Here is a 21,925-nt window from a genome sequence, read left to right as displayed (position 1 = left end):
TCCACGAAATGAACGCTGACCACCCCGCCGACCGGTGCTCTGGGCCGCCAACCCCCCACCCCGGGCGATGCGGTCAGGAAACGGGCAGACAACCAGCCGAAACGGGCGCGGGGATGACCCGTTTCCGACGAAGCGGGCAGGACCCCGCGCCAGGCCGCCACGGATGCGGCGACCGTGAAAGTTTGAGCTTATTCTGAGCTTTCTCATCGCACTCGATGCACGACGAATCAACCCCAGAGCGACGAGAGTTCAGCATAAAGTCACGCCGAGCCTCCCGTCGCTCTTTCCTCAACTCCGCATGTGGCGTTCGCGGGACTTCACGACGTGGAGCCGGCCGCCCGGGACGCGCTCTCCGCGGACGCCTGGTCCACCTGGTCCGCCTTTCCCTCCTCAGCCTTCTCCTCGCCCTCTTCCGACCCCTGCCCGGTACCGCACCGCGGAGCCGTGACCTTGGCCTCGGCGGCACCGGAGGCGGCGGCCGGATCGAGGTCGGCACCGGTCGGGAGGGCCGCCAGCAAAGGTGCGGGGACCGAGCTGATGTCTCCTTCCGCATAGCCGAGCGCCGCCAGGGAGTCCTTGGCCGAAACCCGGTACTTCACGCCGTTCTCCGCCACCAGGTAGGTGGTGCCCGCGTGCGCGGCGCCGCTCGCGTGCAGGGCCCGGACCAGGGCTCCCCGCCCGGGCCTCACCACTGTGACGTCCGTCCTCACACAGGCCGCCTCCAGCGGCTGAGCTGTCCCCTCCGACACGGCGGCCGGGGCGAGCTCGGTGAGCGGGACGAGCACCGACTTGATCCGCGCGCCGCCGTTGTCGCCGTCCACCTGCGCGCAGAGCGCGGTACCGCGCGGCGACGACTGCGGGACCGGGGGCGAGTCCGGCAGCTCGGCGGACCCGGCGGTTCCCTTGTCCCGCGCACTGTGCTCCCGCAGCGCGTCCGCGCCGACCGCGCGCACCTCGGGCGACCGCCCCTCGTAGGCGTCCTTCTGGGTGGCCGGGTCGCCCAGCACCAGTGCGGCGCCGAGGCGGGTCAGCGGCACCAGGCCGTCCTTCCGCAGCAGGTGGTACGTACTGCCTCCACCAGGCACGCTGACCTCGAACAGCTGGCCGATCCGGCTGGCTTCCCCGCCGAGTACCGGCCCCTCCTCGCCTCGCCCCTGGACCTCGGGCGGCTTCAGGGCGGGGCCGGGCGCCAAGGCGTCCAGGAAGGCCGCCGAGACAGGCATGGGCTGCTCGGAGCCGTAGCCGAGAGCGTTGCGGGCATCGGATTCCCGGTCCAGTGCCAGCCTGCTGCCTCGCCACACCAGGTACTCGACCCGGTCCGGGCCGCGCACGAGGATCCCGCGATCAGCGCCGACGCCGCGGGAGTCCACAGGCGCCCCGGCGACCAACGTGGTGGCCCCCGGCTTCTCCACCCCGGCCCTCGTCACGGCGCCGGAGGTGCTGGCCGCCGGTCCTTCCGGCCCGGTGACACACATGTGCCAGGCACCGCCGTCGAGCTGACCGGGCCCCGGCAGGGCGTCCGGTGCGCCGGGGATGCCTGCGGGGGACCCCACCGGAATGTCCTTCAGCGAGGCGGTGGCGACGTCCACGGTCGCCAGGTCGGAGCCGCCGATCAGGCGCGCCGAGGCGTAGTTGCGCACAGGGTGCAGTACGCCGTCGGTGCCGGTCCACAGGTAGCGGGCACCCGTGTCGCGGTTGACCACCAGGTTCCTCGTGTCACGCCAGCCGTCGTTGCCGCCGGGGCGCAGCAGCCCGTACACCGTGGCGCCCGCGCCGATCAGGACGGTCACCAGCACGCCGAAGACCACACCTCGGGTGGTCCGCCCGAGCGGGCTCTCCGGAGCGTCCGGATCGGCCGTCAGCAGACCCGAGCTGAGCCTGCCCATCATGAACCCGTGGGCCTGTACCTGGTCGCGCTTGGACTGCACAGCCTCTCCTCAACTCGTGTTCCGTGTAACGGCGTACAGGCGCGGTCAGCCGAACAGGCCGCGCAGCCAGCCGAAGAGGCCCGCCACCCACAGGCTGAGCGGCAGCAGCGCGACCGCGAGGAGGGTGTGCCCCAGCTCCGCCGCCCGCCCCCAGTACGGCAGCACCCGACGGCCGGGCACCGTCCATGAGGCGGTGACCAGCCCGGCCGCCGCGGCGAGCACCACCCCGAAGACCACGAGGCGACCGTCGGCGTCGCTGTCGACCGCCCAGGCCCGGGCCAGCAGGAGCAGCCCCAGGACCCCGGGCAGCGCCAGGGTCAGCCGCTGGCCGATGTGCACCAGATCCCGGCAGTGCAGGAGCAGCAGGAGGCTCAGCGCGACTGCCGTCAGCACCTCGGGGAGGTCCGGCTTCTCGGCGAGGACCACCAGGGCCGCCGCGGCGATGGTGCCGGTGGCGGCGAAGAGCGCGGTGACCCAGCGTCCGGCCAGTTCGGTGCGTTCGGCGACCTCGTCACCCGCGTAGGGGTCGATGCCCTCCTGGAGCTGTCCGGCGGTGGACGGCAGCGCCGGCATCCGCATCCCGGCCAGCTTGAAGGCGAACGGTGCGACCACCCCGGCGGCGAGTGCGACCACCGTCGCCACCAGCGCCACCGCGGCCGGCACGTCCAGGCCCGTGTACCCCATCAGGGCGCCGGCGATCGCGGCGGCCACCGCGACCATCGCGGTGGCCAGCAGGGCCGGGGCCCCGACGGCGGTCGCGGCGAGCGCGAGCACCGCGCCGCCCGCGCCGGCGGCGCCCGCCGCCAGGAGCCGGGCGCCCGCGACCTGCCCCGCGTCGGGGCCCGTCAGGTCTCCGCCGGGCAGCACCCAGCCGACCAGTGCCAGGCACGGTGCGACCAGCAGGCCGAGCGCGGTCGCGGAGAGGCGGTCACCGACCGCGCGGCTGGCGGAACCCGCGCCCGCGAGCAGGAGCAGCCCGACCACGGCCGCACAGGCCGCCCGGGAAGCGCCGGAGCCGGTCGTCACCCCCGGCCAGAAGACCAGCACGAGGGCGGTCACCACGGTCGCCACCGCGGTGCCCACCAGCAGGCCGCGGGCCGCCCCCGGGGACCAGGTGTGCAGCCGTCGGCCCACGGTCTCGGCTATCCCGTCCACCAGGTCGTCGAGCCGTGCCTCCGGCAGCGCCTCGGTGTGCGGGCGCAGGTGGAGCACGGCGCCGTCGGCCAGCCCGGCGTGCGCCAGGGTGGTCTCCTCGTCGAGCGGGGCGTCGCCAAGCCGCTGGAGCACCCAGCCCGCGTGGTCGAGTCCGGCCTCCTCGGCCTCCTCGCCGACGTAACGCAGCAGTGTGGGCAGCAGATCGGCGACCGGCACGTCGGCGGGCACCGCCAGATCGATGCTGACGCTCGGTGCACGTACGGTCAGGCGGCACGTTTCGGCCACCGCGCTGTCGGTCATCAGCTGAACTCTCGTCTTCCGGAAGGCTCTGACAGGAGGACTTCCCCGCGAGGGGGATGTGCGAACGGTACGGAAGGTCCGCGCGGCCGCGGACCGGGGCGCCCGGCGCGGAATGTGGCTCCGCGGGACCGGTGAGGACCACTCCCGCGTGGACAGGCCGTGTTCCGTGAATGCACACTACTGCCTACGACCACCGGGTCGTGCTGCGGACCGGACTCCATTTATCCTGTATGTGGTTGGCCATCACGGAAGTTGACCGCCTCCCACTATCCGCTCGAAACATTCATCCGGCGTTCACGGCACCTCGCGGGGCCCGGAGAATCAGCGCGGCCCGGTCTTTCCACACCGGGTGCGCCGCAATTTCGGCGCGGGCCGGAAAGTCAGTGAACCGGAGGTTCTGTTCCCTTGAGTGTCGTGCTGTTCCGCCGCCCGGCCCGCAGGCGCGGGCCGGAGATGCCCGAAGGGCAATTGACCCTCCAGGAACCGCCGGTCCTCGCCGAGACGGTTCCCGATACCTCGGCAATCTGGACCTATTTGCCGATGGCTTTGATGTCGGTGTCGATGATGCTGATGTTCCTGCGCCCCGGCGGCGGGAACGGCGTCTTCATGTATCTGGCGATGGGCGTCATGGCGCTCTCCGCCGGTGCCATGCTGCTGGGGCAGCTGATGCGCCGCTCAAGCGAGCGCAAACAGCGCCTGAAGGGTGAACGCCGCGACTATCTGCGTTACCTGGCACAGATCCGCAAGCGGGTCCGCACCACCATCGCGGAGCAGCAGCGTGCGCTCGCCTGGCGGCACCCGGAGCCCGCGTCGCTCCGCTCGCTGGCCCGCACCTCACGGCTGTGGGAACGCCGCCCGGCCGACGAGGACTTCGGCGAGGTCCGCCTCGCGGTCGGCGAGCAGCAGCTCGCGCTCACCCTGAACCCGGTCTCCACCCGTCCGGTGGAGGACCTCGAACCCCTCTGCGCGCACGCCCTGCGCCGCTTCATCCGCGCCTACTCCACCATCCCGGGCCAGCCCCTCGGCCTCTACCTGCGCTCCTCGGCCCGGATCCTGCTGCGCCCCGAGGAGACACCCGGCCAGGACACCGACGAGCCGGTCAACACGCCGTCCGGGGAGGAGGGCGAAGGTCCGGGCGCCGAAGCGGTGCGCGCCTTGGTACGCGCCATGCTCGGGCAGCTCGCGGTGTTCCACGCGCCCGAGGAGCTGTGGATCGCTCTCTGTGTCAGCGACGAACGGCGGCCCGACTGGGAGTGGGCCAAGTGGCTGCCGCACACGCTGGACCCGTACGAGGAGGACGGCGCCGGCCAGGCCCGCCGGATCACCGCCGACCTCACCGAGCTCGACGACCTGCTCGGCGCCGAATTCGCCGAACGCCCCGGCCTCGACCCGGAAGCCCGCCCCGCTCGTGACGAGCCCTACACGATCGTCGTCCTGGACGGCGTCACCGTGCCCGAGGGCCACCGCTGGGAGGGACACGGCTACCGCAACGCCTTGGCCCTAGACCTGTCCGGTGCGCTGCGCTGGCGCCCGGGCCGTAACACACTGAGGCTGACCGTCGGCACCGACCAGGTGAGCCTGGTACGCACCGACCGCAGCCGCAAGGAGCGCTCCGTGCCGCTCGGCCGGCCGGACCGGCTCGGCCTCCTCGGCGCGGAGTCACTGGCCCGGCTGCTCACTCCCCGCCGGATGAGCCTGGGCACCGACATCGCGCAGCCGATGGACACCGACGTCGAACTGACCACGCTGCTCGGCATCCCCGACCTGCACCGGCACGACCCGCACACCCTCTTCAACCGGCACACCGGTTCCTCCCGGCTGCGGGTACCGATCGCGGTCGGCGTCGACGGCCGCCCGGTGGACCTCGACATCAAGGAGTCCGCGCAGGGCGGGATGGGGCCGCACGGCATGCTCATCGGTGCCACCGGCTCCGGCAAGAGCGAGCTCCTGCGCACCCTCGTCCTCGGCCTCGCCCTGACCAACTCCTCCGAGACGCTCAACTTCATCCTGGTCGACTTCAAGGGGGGCGCCACCTTCCTCGGCCTGGAGGAACTCCCCCACACCTCCGCCGTCATCACCAACCTCGCCGACGAGGTCGCGCTGGTGGAGCGCATGCAGGACGCGCTGCACGGCGAACTCATACGCCGGCAGGAACTCCTGCGCTCCGCCGGAAACTACACCTCGGCCCTGGAATACGAACGGGCCCGCGCCGGGGGGACCGACCTCGCCCCGCTGCCCAGCCTGTTCGTGGTGGTCGACGAGTTCAGCGAACTGCTGTCGGCGCACCGGGAATTCATGGACCTGTTCGTGATGATCGGCCGCCTCGGCCGTTCGCTCGGTGTGCACCTGCTGCTCGCGTCGCAGCGCCTGGACGAGGGCCGTATGCACCAGCTCGAGAGCCACCTGTCGTACCGCATCGGCCTGCGCACCTTCTCCGCCATGGAAAGCCGCGGCGTGCTCGGCGTCCCGGACGCCTACGAGCTGCCGGCACAGCCCGGCAGCGGCTACCTGAAGTCGGGTGTGGAGTCCCTGACCCGGTTCCGCGCCGCCTACTCCTCCGGCACGTACCGGCGCCGCACCGGAGCGGTGGTCCAGGCCCGGGTGGCCAGCCAGGTGGTGCCGTGGACCAGCGGCTGGGTGGTGCCGCGTACCTTGGACCCCGCTACCGAACCGGAGCCCGAGACCGAGGAGACGGGCGACGAGGAGGCCCTGCTCGACGTGGCCCTCGACCGGCTGCGCGGCTCCGGCCCCGCCGCACACCAGGTATGGCTGCCGCCGTTGGACGAGCCTTCCCCGCTGGACGTTCTGCTCTCCGGCATCACCGCGGACCCGGAGCGCGGTCTCACGGCCGCCGGCTGGTCCGGCACCGGCAGGCTGCGGGTCCCGGTCGGACTCGTGGACAAGCCCTTCGACCAGCGCCGCGACCCGCTGGTCGTGGACCTCTCCGGAGCCGGCGGCCACGTCGCCGTCGCGGGCGGTTCGCAGAGCGGTAAGTCCACACTCGCCCGCACCCTGATCGCCGCTCTCGCCCTCACCCACACACCGGCGGAGATCCAGTTCTACTGCCTCGACTTCGGCGGCGGCGGCCTCTCGCAGCTCGCCGCTCTTCCGCACGTCGGCGGTGTCGCGGCACGGCTCAACCCGGAGCGGGTGCACCGGGCCGTCGCCGAGGTGATGACGCTGCTCGCCCGCCGCGAGCAGTTCTTCGTGGACCACACCCTCGACTCCATGCAGTCCTACCGCCGGCGCCGGGCCGCCGGGGAGTTCCCGGACGAGCCCTTCGGCGACGTGTTCATGGTGGTCGACGGCTGGTCCACGGTCCGCCAGGACTACGACGCCCTGATCCCGAAGTTCAACGAACTCGCCGCCCGGGGACTCAACTACGGCATCCACCTGATCATCACCACCACCCGCTGGGTGGAGCTGTCCGCCCAGGTCCGTGACCAGGCGGGCACCCGCCTCGAACTGCGGATGGGTGACCCGATGGACTCCGAGATCGACACCCGCAAGGCGCGCTCGGTGCCGCGCAGCGGCGGTCGCGGCATCACCGCGGACAGCAAGATGCACTTCCTCGCCGGCCTGCCCCGCCTGGACGGCAGCGGCTCCCTCGACGACCTCGGCGACGGCGTCACACACCTGGTCGCCGAAGTCTCCCGGCACTGGCCGGGCGCGCCCGCCCCGCAGGTCCGTATGCTGCCGCACCGGCTCCCGCTCGCCGAACTGCCGGCGCCCGAGTCCACCGAGGGCGGCGGCATGCGCCTCGCGCTCGGCATCGACCAGGACGCCCTGGAACCTGTCTGGCACGACTTCAGCCGTACCCCGCACCTGATCGTGGTCGGCGACACCGAGAGCGGCAAGACCAACCTGCTGCGCGCCGTCACCAAGGGCATCACCACCCGCTACACCCCGGAGGAAGCGAAGATCATCGCGGTGGACTACCGCCGCACCCTGGTGGGCGCCATCCCCGAGGAGTACCGCATCGGGCACGTGATCTCGCTGGACAACCTCAAGGAGACCATCGAGGGCGCGGCCCGCGCGATGAAGGCCCGCGTCCCCGGCGCCGACATCGCACCCGCCCGTATGCGCCGGTGCGACTGGTGGACCGGGCCTCGTCTGTTCGTCCTGGTCGACGACTACGACATGGTGTCCGGCAACTCCTTCCAGAGTCCCTTCGAGCCCCTCTTCGAGAATCTGACCCTCGGCTTCGAGATGGGTCTGCACCTGGTCGTCGCCCGCAGCGCCATGGGCGCCGGCCGCGGCCTCAGCGACGGACTCATCCGCCGGCTCGACGAGGCCAACAACCCCGCCGTCCTGCTCTCCTGCCCGCCCACGGAAGGCCGGCTCTTCGGCGACGCGAAGCCCCTCAACCTCCCACCGGGCCGGGCCCTCCACATCGCCCGCCGCCGACCGCGGCTGATGCAGACGGCGCTGGTGGAGGAGAACCCGCAGCAGGACTGAGAGGACGCGGGACGACGACACCCTCCTGAGGTACGCCTCAGGAGGGTGTCGTCGTGGAGGACTTCAGCTCATTGTGATGCGGTTCCGGCCGCTCCCGCCGGGCGCCATCCCCGGGCGCGGGCCCGGGACAGGGCGAAGCCGGCCCAGAGGACGGCGAGGACGGCGGCGGAGCCGAGCAGGACGAAGAGCGTGGCCCTGCCGGTGGCGCGGTCGGCGCCGGAGGTGTCGCGGACGGTCACGGGTTCCGCGGCGCGCTCGGCGCCGACGGACGTGGCGGAATCGCCGATGACCGCGGTGACGGCGGCATAGGCGTCCAGCTGGGGGATGTCGGCGGGATAGGCGGTGGCGGTCAGGCGGCGCACGACGTCGTCGGGCGAGTCGTCGGGGTGGGCGGCCCGGACGGCCGCGGCGGCCCCTGCGGCGTAAGCGGTGGCCACCGGGACGCCGCCGCCGAGGTAGTGGCCTGTGCCACGCGGGCCGCCGGAGACCACCCCGGCGCCAGGGGCGGCCAGGTCGATGCCGCCGGTGGGCAGGGAGCCGTCCGGGCGTACGCCGCCGGGAAGCATGTCGGCGACGGAGAGGACGCCGGCTTCACCGGCCGGCCAGTAGGTACGGGACGGGACCTCGTCGGCGCCGCCCCGGGAAGGCGGGTCCGGGGCGGCCGCCGCGACGACCACCGCGCCCGCGCGGCGGGCCTCGGCGACCGCGTGGCTCAGCGCCGCGTCCTGACGCGGCAGGGCCACCGCGACCGCGATCACGCCGGCCCGGGCCTCGGTCGCCTCGCGCAGCGCGTCCACGACCAGGCCGGAGTCCGCCTGCCCGCGCCGGTCGGTGCCGCGCAGGGCCAGGATCTTCGCGCCCGGGGCCACCCCGGCCAGACGAGGGCTGTCCCCGCCCGTCCCGGCGATCAGCCCGGCAAGGAACGTGCCGTGTCCGACGCAGTCGTCAGCGGCCGTGCCCGCGGCGGTGACCCGGCCCTCGAGGCCGGCCGCGTCGGGGTCGACACCGGTGCCGATCAGCGCGACGGTCACGCCCTCACCGGTGCTGTGCCCGTGCAGCCGGTCCAGGTCGAGGCGTTGGCGCGACCAGTCCTGCTTCTTCGCCTTCTCGCCGGACGCAGGAGTGCAGACCACCTCGTCGGCCTCGGGATCGAGGGCGGAGGGCATGCCGGGCAGTTCCTGGCCCTTCTTCCCGTCGGCCGCGGGGACACGCGAGGGGGGCGCCGCCTGTGCCGGAACCGCCATGGGCAGCACCAGGGCGACGGCGACGCCGGCCCCGGACAGCAGACGGGCGGCGCCGTGTGCGCGGATCCTCATCGGGGTGCCACCTTCGGTGCCGCGGCTGTGACGTCTGCGGGGAGGAGGACGCGCAGGTCGTCCAGGGTGGGTGCGGCCACCGAACTGAGCCGTCCCGCCTGGCGGGTGACCATCGCCTCGACCACCTGACGGGCCAGTCGGGCGTTGCCGAAGGAACGGTCGCGGGGTATCGCGTCGAAGTACTCCTTGAGCAGCGGGCCGGTGCCGGGTCCGCACTCGTAGCCCATGTTCGCCGCCTGTGTCCGCACGATGGTGACCAGTTCCTCCGAGGAGTAGTCCGCGAAGGAGATCCGGCGCGGGAAACGGGAGGACAGGCCGGGGTTGGAGCCGAGGAAGCGCTCCATCTCGTCGGTGTAGCCGGCGACGATGACGACCACCTCGTCGCGGTGGTCCTCCATCAGCTTCAGCAGGGTGTCCACCGCTTCCTGACCGAAGTCGGCGCCACCGCCGCGCGGGGTGAGGGTGTACGCCTCGTCGATGAACAGCACGCCGCCGCGGGCCCGTTCGAAGACCTCACGGGTCAGCTGGGCGGTGTGGCCGATGTAGCGGCCGACCAGGTCGGCGCGCGCCGCCTCGATCAGCTGCCCCCGGTCCAGGACGCCGAGCTGGGTCAGGACCTCCCCGTAGAGGCGGGCGACGGTGGTCTTGCCGGTGCCGGGCGGGCCGGTGAAGACCAGGTGGTTGCTGAGCGAGGGGACCGGCAGACCGGCCGCGGCACGGTGGCGTGCCGTGGTGATGAGGTTGACCAGATCCGCGACCTCGCGCTTGACCTCGGCCAGACCGATCATGTCGCCGAGGCGGGTCAGCGGGTCGTCGTCCGGTACGGAGGAACCGGCGGCCGCGGCGGCAGCGGTGGCGGACACGTCGTCCGGCAGCAGCAGTCGCAGATCGTGCTCGCTGACCTGTGACTGCTCGGACAGCCGGACCGCCTGTCTGTCCACCATCTCCTCGAACACGCCGCGCGCGGCACGGCCGTTCCCGAATCCGGCGTCCCGGGGCATCGCCTCGAAGTGCGCGGCCAGCGCCGCCGCGGTGCCCTCACCCAGTTCGTACTGGTGCTGGCCGCACATGCTCTCCATGATCGCGACCAGGTCGGGCACCGAGTAGTTCTCGAACTCCACGGTCCGCGAGAAACGGGAGGCCAGACCCGGGTTGGAGGCGAGGAAGGAGTCCATCTCGCGGGAGTAACCGGCCGCGACCACCACCACGTCGTCGCGGTGGTCCTCCATCAGTTTCAGCAGGGTGTCCACCGCCTCGCGGCCGAAGTCGGCGCCGCCGTTGCCGCTGTCGGAGGTGAGTGTGTACGCCTCGTCGATGAACAGGACGCCGCCGAGGGCCCGCTGGAAGGTCTCGGTGGTCTTGATGGCGGTACCGCCGACGATCTGGGCGACCAGGTCGGCGCGTGAGACCTCCACCAGGTGGCCGCTGCGGAGCGAGCCCAGTTCGGCCAGGATCGCGCCGTAGAGACGGGCGACGGTGGTCTTGCCGGTGCCGGGCGGGCCGGCGAAGATGAGGTGCCTGCTCATCGGCGGCGCGGACATGCCGAGTTGTTCGCGACGCTGGGCGAGCTGGGTCAGGTTGACCAGGGTGCGCACCTGGTGCTTGACGTTCTCGAGGCCGATCAGGGCGTTGAGTGCGCCGAGCGGGCCGTCCGCACGGTCCGGCGGGGGCGCGTCCGCGGCGCCGGACCCTGCCGGGTCGGTGTTCTCGGCGCTGCCGGTGCCCCAGGCGTCCCGCTTGCCGTTGCCCACGCTGTTCAGGCCCTCCACCGCGAGCCGTTCGCCGGGCGTGGTCTGCACCAGGCCACCGCCCTCGTTCTCCCGGGCGAGGCAGTTGACGAGCGAGACCGGCGCGGTGGACTCCACCCGGAAGCCGTCCTGGGCACCGCCGGTGGCCTCACAGCCGCTGAGCGAAGCCAGTGCGCCTTCGTGGAGCAGGAAGCCGTGCCCCTTGGAGGCGTGCACGGCGGTGCGGTTGGCGGTCAGCTCGCCGCCCGCGGCTACCACCACGCCCTCCTCACCGGATATCTCGACGCGGAAGTCGCGGACGGTGACATTGCCGCCGTCCTCCACGACCAGGCCGCTGACGGCGGTGTCGGAGACCCCTCCGCCCGCCAGATAGAGGGTGCTGCCGGAGGCCACACGTACGCCCGCGCCCTTCGGGCGGACGATCTCGCAGTCCTCCACGCGGCCCCGTGCTTCCTTGGTGGTCGCGATGCCGTCGCCGGCGGGCTCCACCAGCCGGGCCCGTCGCAGCAGCGGGTTGGCACCGCCGGACACCGCGACCGCGGGGGAGCCGCCGATCACCTCCAGGCGGTCCAGCTCCGGCGCCGAGTCCTCCTCCAGGAGCAGCCCCGGCCCGTCGCAGTCGCGGACCGTCAGGCCGGTCAGCGCCGGGGACGCGGCCCCGGCGACCCGCAGTGCCGCGCCCTGCGCGCCGTCCACCCAGCAGTCCTCGAAGGTGCCGCGCGACCGGTCCGTGACCACCACACCGTGCCCGCGTGCGCGCGAGACGCGGCAGCGGCGCAGCACCGGGTCGGTGCCCCCGGCCAGTGCGATCCCGTTCCCGGAGGCGCCGGTGACACGGACGTCCTCCAGCGTCGTACGGCCCGCACTGCTCAGGTGCACGCCGGTGCTGGTGTCGTGCACCACGGTGCGGACCACCGAGACGGAGCAGTTCTGCTCCAGCGCGATGGAGGGCTTGTCGGTGGACGAGATGTCGCAGTCCTCGACGCTGCCACGGGCCTCGCCGTTGGCGAGCAGGCCGTTGCCCCGGGCGTCCCGCACCGTGCAGTCACGGATGCGTGCCTCGCCCTGCTCGGCGAGGACCAGGCCGCTGGTCCCCAGGTGTTCGAGCGTGCAGGACTCCACGGTGGTGGGTGTGGTGGAGGTCACCACGATGCCCGCACCCTGCGGGTTGCTCACGCGGCAGTTCCGCAGCGCGAGGGAACCCGTCCCACCGGCCAGCATCGCGGTCCAGGCGGCGCCGACGACCTCACAGGCGTCGAACGCGGCCTGGCCGCGCCGCACGTCCACGGCGGGCAGCTCGGCGTCACCGCCCCGCAGGGTCAACTCGGAGAACATCACCGCGTCGGCACGCAGCGCGACCACGCTGCCCGAGCGCGGCCGGATCTCCACCGTGCCCCGCCCTTCGGCAGCGGTGAGGGTGACCCTGGTGTTGACCACCAGGTTCTCCGCGTACGTCCCTGGCCGGATGCTGATGAGAGCCCCGGTGCGGGCTGCGGCGAGTGCCTCACCGATCGTCCGATAGCGGTCCTTGGGACCGACCGACAGTACCTGGCGCGACACGCACCAACCTCCTTGCTACGGCGGCGTCTTCTGCGAACTCCCCCATTCGCCGGGGGCGCGTGTCGGCGAGCCGACGATGCCATCATGCCTCGTCCCGGTGCGTACGGGCTCCGGGAGCGGTGCTCCCGGGGGCGAGGCGATGCGGTCAGGTGCTCCACTTCTGGGCGTCGTTGCCCGTGCACGTCAACAGCTGAAGGGCTGTCCCGTTGCCCCGGTTGGCGCCCGCGACGTCGACGCACATGCCGACGACGGTGTTGACCAGGTCGTGGCTGCCGTTCAGGGCGAACTGCTGGGCGGCATTTCCGTTGCACCAGGCGACCTGGATGGGGGTGCCGTTGCTGAAGTTCGCGCCGGCCACGTCCAGGCACTTGCCCTTGATGCGGATGGTGCCGTCCGAGGCGAACTGCCACTTCTGCGCGACGCTGTTGTCGCAGTCCCACACGTGCAGCGCCTTGCCGTCACTGAAGTCGTGCTCCGGTACGTCGATGCAACGGCCCGAGAGATGGCTGCGGAAGGAGACGGGTGCGCTGAGGGTGAGGGCCGACGCGGCCTTCGGCTGCTGCTTCTCCGCGCCGCCGGACTTCTTCACCTCGGTCTTCTCCTCGGTCTTCTCCTCGGTCTGCGTCTTGGGTTTCTCCTTCGGGGCGGCCTTCTGCGGCTCGTCCTCGGACGGCTCCGGCGCCGGGGCCTGCTTCACCGGCTTCGCGGGCGGCTCGACGGAGGCCTTCTTCCTGTCCTCGTCCGGGGAACCGCTCTCGGGCGTGGTCACCGCGAACTCGCCCGGTGCCTCCTGCGTGCTCCCGTCGAGGACGGTTCCCGCCGCCGCTACCGACGGCCGCTCGGGGCCCTTGTCGTTGTTCCCCGCGAGTATCAGGAACGGCACCGAGAGGAGCAGCGAACCCGCGACCGCCGCCCCGGCCAGCGCCGCCTTGCCCGGCCGGCCCACCGGCCCGCCCTGCTGCGGCCTGCCGATCGCGGTGGCGGTCATGGTCCGTACCAGCCCGGGCAGTCGGCTCTGCGCGGCGGCGGTGGCACCGGGGGCGGCCTCGGACTCCGACCGGGCGCCGGCGGGTGCCGCGGACCCGGGCTCGGTGGACCGGCCCTCCCCGGGCGCCTCCTCGCCCTCTGCGGGCTTCTTCGCGGCCGCTCCGGGTTCCTCCTCGGTCTCCGGGGCCTTCGTACCGGTGCTGCCGGCTTTTCCGGCCGCGGCGCCGGTCTGCGCCTCTGCGGGCTCGAACGCGGGCTGCGCCGGGGTGGCGGCGGGCGCGGTGGTGCTGCCGGCCACGGCGGTCGTGGCCGATTCCTCGCCTTCGGAAGAGGTCTCGGCGCGAGCTCCCGAGGAGGTGGGGGATGGCTGGGACGAACGCGTCACGGGGTCCTCCCTGTGGAGTGGGGCCAGGATTCGGGTGAGCTGTGGGGCCGGTCCACGGGTGAGGCCGTCGCCGTGGCATCGGTGCGGTCCGCGCCGGGGGCGTGCCCCGGGCCCGGAAGGCTGTCCGCCGGCACGAGCAGCGGAGCCGCGGCCCCGGCGTTGACCATGAGCATGGCGCCCGGGCCGCTCAGCGAGCGGGCCAGTTCCCGTGCCGACAACGTGTCATGGTGAAGTGCCGCGGACATGAACTCATGGGTGGGCGAGGTGAACAACAGGGCCACCGGCGCACCGTCCCGCCCGGCAGCCAGGAGCGGCCCGCCGTCCGGCCCGCGCACCACGGTGACGTCCGCCTCCGCGAGCGCCTCGATCGCGGCTCCCACGGAGCCGTAGCCGGTGGCGGCACGCTGCGCGGCGGCGTCCACCGGGTCGGTGGGCTCCGGCCAGCCGAGTACCCGCGCCGAGGGCCGGTACGCCGGATTGGCCCGGTACTCCCCCACGCTCCCGCTCTCGTCCGACTGCCACTCCCCCAGCACCGCCCACTCCGGCGGCGTCCGCTCCTCGGTCCACTCCGGGTCCACCACCCCGATCCAGTGCCCCGGCGCCCTGCGGGCAGCGTCCTTCACGGCCTCGGGTATGCCGTCGATGTCGTCGGCCTCGGAGGTTCCGGTCCCCGGCGACCCGGGTCCGGGGGCCGGGTCGGAGGTATCAGGACGGACGAACGGGGCGTCGTCCAAGCCCTCTTGTCGTTCTCCGGGCCGCATCTCCACCTGAACTCTTGGGTCTGTACGCACTCTCAGGTGCCGAACGGCATGTGTTCGCACGCCGACACTGATCAGATCGGGGAGCCAACAGGATGTCATACGGGCGCTGTCCGTGGGACTTCGCGGGGGTTCCGTTTCGGGCGGCCCCATGCCCGTGTCGCTGCCCGAACACAGCACTTTCCGGGAGCAGTGAGGCAGGAGAGGACAAAGCGCACGAGGTGTTCGGAGTGCGGAAGCGGCCGTCGTCCTCACGACGGGCTACGTTGGGTACGCCATCGGCCCCTTCGACGTGCATCGCCTCCCGGCCCGGACGTCCGCGGGGGTCGTACGGGAACGCCTCGCAGCTCGGACAGGCGTCGGACCGGTCTCAGGCCGCCACCGCGCCGGGTCACGCGAACTCGACGACGAGGACCGGACCACCTCGCCGCGGCACTCGCCGACGCCCGCAGGGGTGAGCAGGCTTGCGTCCGCCCGACCGCTGCCCACCACAGCTCCGCCACTAAGGAGTCACCGCATGTCCCCCCAGCACCCCACCCCCGGCGCGAACGCGGCGGCTCCCGCCGCCCCCGGCACGCAGGAGGCCGGGTCCCCGGCCCCTGCCTCCGCCTCGGCCCCCATCTCGTCATCGTCATCGGCGCCGGCCGAGCAGACGCCGGCCCCGGCCGCCGCTTCCGCTTCCGCTTCCGCTTCCGCTTCCGAGTCGGAGTCCGTTACCTCCCCGGCCGGGGAGACCGCGGCCACTGCGCCGACACCCTCGGCCGGCGCCAGGACGAACGCGGTGCCCGAGGAGGGCATAGGCGTGGCCACGGCCGCCGGGACGGCACCGGGCACCAAGACCGCCACCGGCGTCGACGGCGGACGGCCGCGCACGCCGATCCTGGCGGGGGCGGTGTTCGTCGGCGCCGCCCTGGTCGCCATACCCCTGCTGCTGGTCGGAAGCGCCAACGACAAGGGTCAGGACGACACCCCCATGCGGCCGGTGGCGGGGGGCGCCGACACCGTCCTCAACCCGGACTCCACCCCCGCGGACGTCGGGGACTACGTGGCCGGGAAGCCGAGCGCGTCTCCGACCACGAAGAAGCCGAAGGCCGTCGAGAGCCCGAAGGTCGTCGTCCCCGAGCCCGTCGTTCCGGCGCCGGAGCCCAGGAAGAGCAGCCCGGCCGCGAAGAAGCCCACGCCCTCGTCCAAGCCCGAGCCCAAGCCGGCTCCGAAGCCGAACTGGAGCACGGTGACCGTCTTCTCGCCCAGCGTCCTGGAGGTCAACCAGGCCTGGACGACCAACCGCATCCGCATGGTCATGCAGGCCGACGGCAACCTCGTCGTCCTCAACGAGTTCGGCAAACCCATCTGGGCGTCCATGACCTTCGGCCAGAACCACCGGGCGATCTTCCAGCCCGACGGCAACCTCGTCATCCACAACGGCGACGACCGTCCGATCTGGGCCTCCAAGACCCATGACTTCGCAGGCGCCCAACTGGTCCTCCGGGCCGACGCCAAGGTGGCCGTCGTGCACAACGGCAGGACCGTCTGGACCACCTGACACCGCGGCGGTCACATCCGGGACCGCGGACGCGCGGGAACCGCGCACGGCCCCGCCGGCCACCGGCCGACGGGGCCGTATGCGTGTCCGCACCCCCACCCCGCAGCACCTGAAGTCGGCGGGACGCGACCTCCGCGTCCCGGAACGCCTGCGCCCTCCTCCTCGGTGACGACGTCGACGCCGCGAGCGCCGCTGTCATCGAGCAGGACCACTTCAGCACCGAGGTGCGCTTCGGCGGGCACGTCGTGGCCATGTACGGGTACGACGAACGGGGCGCCTTCGGGTGGACACCGGCCCGCAGGGCGGAGCCGTATCGACCGGCCTCACCGGCCTGGCCAGAGCCGAGCGCGGCCCCATGACCGCCCGACACCGCTCCTTCACCCTCACGGTGCCCAGCGGCCTGACATCACCGCGGGACCTGGCCGTCCCCGCGATCAGGAGCTGCCGGCTCCCCGCATCGAACACGACGCCATGCGGGCACTCAGCCGGCTCCAGGGGGCGCGCCCGAGACGGACGTACCAGGTGAGGTCGGGGAAACCCGGGGAATAAGTGGCGACAAACGATGGGAGGTTGCCATGAATACCAGAGACCTGGAACTCGGCGAGCTTCTGGCCGCCGCGGAGTCCGCGCCGCCCGGGGAGTCCGTCGACGTGATCGCGCACGATCTGCGCAAGCGCTTCGGGGCGGAGAGTGTGTCCTTTCTGTTCGCCGACCTCCTGGGGCAACGGCTGCTCCGCCTGACCGCGCCTGCCGACGGTGACAGGGCGGACACGACGGAGAGGATCAACCTTCTGAACAGCGTCTACGACACGGTTCTCCGCAGCCAGCGCCAGCACGTGGAACCGGACGGTCATGGCGGACGGCGCGTGATCTCACCGGTGACCAATCGCGGCGACTGCATCGGTGTGCTGGAGGTGACCTTGCAGAACGCCGACGACGCCGTGCTCGGACAGATCGGCGACGCGGCCCACGCGCTGGCCTACATCATCGTCACGGACCGCCGCTTCACCGACCTGTACCACGCGGGCCGGCGCACCACCCGGACCAGCCTGGCCGCCGAGATCCAGCACCAGTTGCTCCCTTCGGCCTCCTGCTGCGAGGCTCCCCAGTTCACGCTCGCCGCGGGACTGGTCCCGGCGGACGACATCGGCGGCGACACCTACGACTACACGCTCGACCAGGACACGCTGCACCTGTCCATCACCGATGCCATGGGGCACGACACGGAATCCGCCCTGCTGGCGACGTTGGTCACAGGTGCGCTGCGCGGCGCCCGCCGCACCGGTTGCGACGCGCTCCATCAGGCCGAGCGCGCGCACGAGGCCCTGCTGTCCCACAGTCGTGGGCTGGCCACCGGACAACTGCTCTGCGTCCGCCTCGACTCGGGCGTCTGCGAGCTGGTCAACGCGGGGCACCCCTGGCCCCTGCGCCTGCGGGCAGGCGCCGACGAGGTCGAGGAGGTCCAGCTCACCGTCAACCTGCCGTTCGGCGTGGCGGCACCCACCTCCTACCAACTGCAGGAACTGCGGCTGTACCCCGGCGACCGCTTGGTCCTGCTCACCGACGGCATGCAGGAACGTGGTGCGGCGGCTGTCGACCTGGCCGCGCTGGTGCGCGACACCCGCGCCTCGCATCCCAGGGAGGCCGTCCGCGCCCTGACCGCGGCGGTGATGGACGCCTGCCGGGGAAACCTCAAGGACGACGCCACTGTCCTCATACTGGACTGGCACGGCACCGCCCGGCGCACAGACCGGCATGAGGCCTGGGCTCGTTCCGCGTGATCGGGCCGACGACACGGCGTGACGGACGGCGAGGTGCCGGAGACGGCTGACCGGCATGTCGGACCGGACCGGCTACGATGCCGCCGGCCCGCGCGGCGCCCTCCCGGCAGCCTGCCGGCCGGGGAGAGCCTCACGCGGGCCGACGGCAGCCTGCCATCCGGACATGCCGCCAGGCTGATCGAGAGCGCGTAACCATGGAACACGCTGCGGCCGGCCCGCTCATCGACCGAGAGCAACAGCTGTCATGAACCGCCGCCTGCGCACCACCCTCGCCGTCTCCGCCGCCCTGAGTGCCGGACTGCTCATGACCGCCTGCGAAGACGGCCCGCTCCCCCGTCGGGTTCGACATGGGCCGGCTCCGCCCCCGCCGTTCGGCGAGGTCCCTGACTCCCCTGACTCCGGGGCTGGTTCCATGGCGGCCCACCCCAGGCGACAGGGGCGACGCGGGCCGCCCAGGCGTCCCTCTCGCACCCCGTCCCCAGCGTCGTCCCCGCCGCCACCGCCTGGCCGCGTCCGCGCGTCCCGGACCACCGTCCCAAGTCGTCGGCGTTCGCGCAGGTGAAACGCCGTTTCGGCGTTCCAGCCGTCCCTGATGCCCGGTGAGCCTCGCGGGTGGGACAGGAGATGCCCCAGGCTGATCACATCGCAGCCGCCGCACCGCCGGCCTCACAGCGGCCGGCCTCCGGCATCCACTTTCCGACCCACCCGGCGACGACTCCCGCTAGCGGACGCCCACCCAGCACGGGGAGAGACCATGAGCACCACCCAGCAGACGACTGTCCCGACCGCCGGACGAACCGGCTCCACACCCCCGCAGGCCCCCGCCGGGTGCGCGGCCGCGGACGCCGAGCGGTTCGTCCACGAGCTGTACGCCGAACACGGGACGGCTCTGCTGACCTACGCGGCCCGGCGTCTGGACAACGACTGGCACCGCGCCCAGGACCTGGTGCAGGAAACCGCCGTACGAGCCTGGCGTCGCGGCCCTTCGCATCCGCTCTCCGCGGACGGCATCCGCCCCTGGCTGTTCCGGGTCCTGCGGAACCTGGTGATCGACGAACACCGGGCGCGAGCCGTGCGCCCCGACGTCCCCCATCAGCTGGACGACGTGGTCGTCCCGGTCGGCGACGGCACGGATCGCGTCCTGACCGCCCAGGTGGTAAGAGAGGCCCTCACGGACCTCACCGAACAGCAGCGAGAGGTCCTGCACGGGATGTACTTCCGCGGTCACAGCGTGAACCACGTGTCACACCTCCTGGGCATTCCCCCCGGCACGGTGAAGTCCCGCACCTTCTACGCGATACGGGCGCTCAAGCGCGCCCTGGGCGCCCGCGGGGTACTCGGCTGAGCGGCCGTGTGGCGAGAATGACTGACCACGCACCACTCGACGAGGTGACCAGGGGGTAACTCCCCGGCGGTTCCCGCACCCGTCGCACGTCCCGCGTGGAGGAAGATTGCTCGGAGAGCGCTCTATCGTGCCCTTGCCACCCGATAGGGTGCCGTGCATGACCAGCAGACAACCGCCGACCCTGGAGGACGTCGCACGGAAGGCGGGCGTCTCGCGCGCCACCGTCTCCCGCGTCATCAATGGTGTCCGGAACGTCGACCCCGCCATCCAGGACGTGGTGCGCAGCGCGATCGAGCTGACGGGCTACACCCCGAACAGCGCCGCGCGCTCACTGGTGACCCGACGTGCCGAGACCATCGCCCTGGTCGTCTCGGGCGTGGGCGACAACGACTCCGGGAGCGAGCGGACCGCCTTCGCGACCCGTGTGTTCGCGGACCCCTTCTTCGGACGGGTGGTCGATGGCGTCATCACGTTCCTGCGCCCGCGATCCATGCATCCGGTCCTGATGTTCGCGGAGTCGGAGGCAGACCGGCAGGAGGTCGTGGCCTACCTGCGGCAGGGCCGGGCGGACGGCGCGCTGATCTTCTCCACGCACGCCGAGGATCCGCTGCCGTCGCTCCTGGCGGCGGAGAGCCTGCCCTGCGTACTGTTCGCGCGACCTGCCACGACCGCCTCGGTCAGCTACGTCGATCTCGCCCACCAGGACGGTGGACGCATGGCCGCCGAGCATCTGCTGGCCCGCGGCTGCCGGCACATCGCCACCGTCACCGGGCCGCTGAACCTGCCCGCGGCCCAGGACCGGCTCACCGGTTTCCGCGACGCCATGGCGCGGCAGGGTCACCCGTACGTCCCTGTCGCGGAGGGCGGTTTCACGCTCGACAGCGGGGCGGCGGCAACAGCCCGCCTGCTCGCCGAGCACCCCGGCATCGACGGGGTGTTCGCCGCCAACGACCTGATGGCGCAGGGTGCTTGCCAGATACTGCGGGAGCACGGCAAGCAGGTACCGGACGACGTGGCGGTCGTCGGTTTCGACGACTCCGTCACCGCAAGCGTCTGCCGGCCGCGACTGACCACGATCCGCCAGCCGATGGAGGACATGGCGGCCACGATGGCACGCATCCTCCAGGAGCACATCGAGGGGGCCCGCACCGAGCCGACCTCGGTGATCTTCGAGCCGCGGCTGGTGGTGCGCGAGTCGGCGTAGGCGCCGCCCCGCGACGCCGTCGGCCGCGGGCCCGCCCCGCACCCCGCACATGCGTGCGGAACGGGCCGACGGACGGATGACGCGCGGGGCCCCGGTCAGGGCAGGCGGTAGTCGGCGCCCAGCGCCGCACCCTCCCTGGGGTGGTTCTGGTCGTATCCACGGGCGTCGCACTGCAGCCCACCGACGATGCAGTGGTCGACAAGGGCCTGCAGCGTCGGCTCGTTCCAGGCGTTGAAGAAGTCGTAGTGGAACGAGTACCCCCGTCCGCCGGCCAGTTCCACCTGGGACATGTCCCCGTCCACGGGCCAGGCCATCTTGAACTCGATCATGGGAAGCGCCACGGGGTGACTCGTCGGGCAGACGTTGTTGTTGGTGCCCGGCTTGACGAGGGGATAGGCCATGTGGCTCTGGTGACTCGGTGTGTCGAGGTGCTGACCGTCCCAGCAACTCGGTGCCTGCAGCCGCAGGTTGAGCTGCGAACCGGTCGGGCAGTGTTGGGGGATGTCGATGTTCTTGAAGCTCTCCCCGCATTCCCATCCCTCCACCCAGCCCGGGTGGTTCCGGAAGTCCTGGGCGCTCTGCATGGGGTTGGCGACGACGAACCGCAGCCCCTTGGGGAAGGGCCGCACGCTGGTGTAGTCCGTGACACCGGCCTTGTAGTAGATGACCTGCGGCCCGCTCGGCAGGATCTTCTTGTCGCCCTTGTAGAGGGAGGGCATCCAGTACGCCGAGGAGTCACCGGGGGCCTTGCACGTGGTGTCACCGCCGTACAGCGAGGAGCTGGTGCTGTTCGCGTTCGTCGCCGTGTTGCCCATGAACGTGTGGTCGTGGGACCTGCCGGGCTGCGCCGGGTAGACGATCGGGTCGTCGGGCGCGGTGTGGGTCACCGCGCAGTTCGCCTGGAACTCGTGGAAGTAGCGGGGCGCCGGCTCCCGGTCGGACGGCTGCACACCCGTGACGGGCGGGTTCGCCGGAATGTAGCCGTCACCGTCCACGTCGTCGCCCGAGGGCATCGGTGGAGCGGCCACGGTGTGCCCGGCGTGCGCCGCGCCCGCCGTGCCGGAGGCCGGGCCCGGGTCGGCGGCGGCGATCGTACCGACGCCGAAGACCGTGGTGACGAACGCCGTACAGATGAGTAATGCGGAAAAGCCTCTGGAACGCTGCTGCATGGGAGACCTCGTCGGAAGAGTGGGGGCCTGCCCCGCCGTCGGACGATCACGACGGAGCGGCTCGGGAGAGCGCTCTCCCGAGCGTGGCGCGCGGATGTGAGCCTGTCAATGCTTCCGGAGACACCGCGCGGGCACCTCCTCGCGGGCGGCGTCGCCAGGGAGTACCCCCGCGCGAACGCGGTGCCGGCGACCACCGCCCCTGTCACGGGCAGCACGGCCTGCGTCAGGGGTGGGCTCCACGACTGCTGGCAGGCGTGGATGACGGTGCGTACGGATGATGTCGGCGTA

At 72.2% G+C, this 21,925-nt stretch carries 13 protein-coding genes; 5 read left to right on the top strand and 8 right to left on the bottom strand.

Annotation, left to right across the window (positions count from 1 at the left end):
• Positions 1–317: 317 nt before the first annotated feature.
• Positions 318–1,928 (bottom strand): type VII secretion protein EccB, encoded by a 1,611-nt coding sequence (gene eccB / locus ACFYSH_RS17920; RefSeq protein WP_388753485.1) that lies wholly within the window; start codon positions 1,926–1,928, stop codon positions 318–320.
• Positions 1,929–1,973: 45 nt separating this feature from the next.
• Positions 1,974–3,383: a type VII secretion integral membrane protein EccD gene (eccD, locus tag ACFYSH_RS17915; protein WP_359465966.1), complete on the bottom strand. Its 1,410-nt coding sequence runs from the start codon at positions 3,381–3,383 to the stop codon at positions 1,974–1,976.
• A 405-nt stretch (positions 3,384–3,788) separates the two neighbouring features.
• Here eccD and eccCa point away from each other — a divergent pair, with 405 nt between their 5' ends.
• Positions 3,789–7,841, top strand: coding sequence for a type VII secretion protein EccCa (gene eccCa / locus ACFYSH_RS17910; RefSeq protein ID WP_388753482.1), 4,053 nt, complete (start codon positions 3,789–3,791; stop codon positions 7,839–7,841).
• A gap of 68 nt (positions 7,842–7,909) precedes the next feature.
• Here the strand turns inward: eccCa and ACFYSH_RS17905 are convergent, their stop codons facing one another.
• The 5 genes from ACFYSH_RS17905 to ACFYSH_RS17885 form a co-directional block, all read right to left on the bottom strand.
• Entirely contained in the window at positions 7,910–9,157 is a 1,248-nt protein-coding gene (locus ACFYSH_RS17905; RefSeq protein ID WP_359465968.1) for a S8 family serine peptidase, read from the bottom strand.
• Positions 9,154–12,465 (bottom strand): right-handed parallel beta-helix repeat-containing protein, encoded by a 3,312-nt coding sequence (locus ACFYSH_RS17900; RefSeq protein WP_388753479.1) that lies wholly within the window; start codon positions 12,463–12,465, stop codon positions 9,154–9,156. Before ACFYSH_RS17900 ends, ACFYSH_RS17905 begins: the two co-directional genes overlap by 4 nt.
• A gap of 145 nt (positions 12,466–12,610) precedes the next feature.
• Positions 12,611–13,837, bottom strand: coding sequence for an RICIN domain-containing protein (locus tag ACFYSH_RS17895; protein ID WP_388753476.1), 1,227 nt, complete (start codon positions 13,835–13,837; stop codon positions 12,611–12,613).
• On the bottom strand, positions 13,834–14,598 hold the full coding sequence (locus ACFYSH_RS17890) for a type VII secretion system-associated protein (RefSeq protein ID WP_388753669.1): 765 nt from the start codon (positions 14,596–14,598) through the stop codon (positions 13,834–13,836). Before ACFYSH_RS17890 ends, ACFYSH_RS17895 begins: the two co-directional genes overlap by 4 nt.
• A gap of 507 nt (positions 14,599–15,105) precedes the next feature.
• Complete coding sequence (locus tag ACFYSH_RS17885) at positions 15,106–15,405, bottom strand: hypothetical protein (RefSeq protein ID WP_388753473.1); 300 nt, start codon at positions 15,403–15,405, stop codon at positions 15,106–15,108.
• Between ACFYSH_RS17885 and ACFYSH_RS17880 the strand changes: the two genes are divergently transcribed.
• The 4 genes from ACFYSH_RS17880 (at position 15,398) to ACFYSH_RS17865 (ending at position 20,468) form a co-directional block, all read left to right on the top strand.
• Positions 15,398–16,138 carry a mannose-binding protein gene (locus ACFYSH_RS17880; RefSeq protein WP_359465973.1) on the top strand — a complete coding sequence of 247 codons (741 nt, stop codon included), beginning with the start codon at positions 15,398–15,400 and terminating at the stop codon, positions 16,136–16,138. The two genes, ACFYSH_RS17885 and ACFYSH_RS17880, sit on opposite strands and share 8 nt — an antisense overlap.
• A 575-nt stretch (positions 16,139–16,713) precedes the next feature.
• Positions 16,714–17,919 (top strand): PP2C family protein-serine/threonine phosphatase, encoded by a 1,206-nt coding sequence (locus ACFYSH_RS17875; RefSeq protein ID WP_359465974.1) that lies wholly within the window; start codon positions 16,714–16,716, stop codon positions 17,917–17,919.
• A 754-nt stretch (positions 17,920–18,673) separates the two neighbouring features.
• Positions 18,674–19,264, top strand: coding sequence for a sigma-70 family RNA polymerase sigma factor (locus ACFYSH_RS17870; RefSeq protein ID WP_388753469.1), 591 nt, complete (start codon positions 18,674–18,676; stop codon positions 19,262–19,264).
• 157 nt (positions 19,265–19,421) lie between these two features.
• A complete protein-coding gene (locus tag ACFYSH_RS17865) occupies positions 19,422–20,468 on the top strand; it encodes a LacI family DNA-binding transcriptional regulator (protein ID WP_388753466.1) in 1,047 nt (348 codons plus the stop codon).
• Positions 20,469–20,563: 95 nt separating this feature from the next.
• On the opposite strand, the gene ACFYSH_RS17860 is transcribed toward ACFYSH_RS17865, so the two are convergent.
• The gene (locus ACFYSH_RS17860; RefSeq protein WP_359465980.1) at positions 20,564–21,637 is read right to left on the bottom strand and encodes a DUF1996 domain-containing protein; all 1,074 of its coding nucleotides are present in this window, start codon (positions 21,635–21,637) and stop codon (positions 20,564–20,566) included.
• Between the last annotated feature and the right edge of the window lie 288 nt (positions 21,638–21,925).

This window comes from Streptomyces sp. NPDC005791, from assembly GCF_042871485.1.
Lineage (GTDB): Bacteria > Actinomycetota > Actinomycetes > Streptomycetales > Streptomycetaceae > Streptomyces.
The sequence above is the reverse complement of the archived record's forward strand: the minus strand, read 5'-3'. Positions and strand labels throughout refer to the sequence as shown.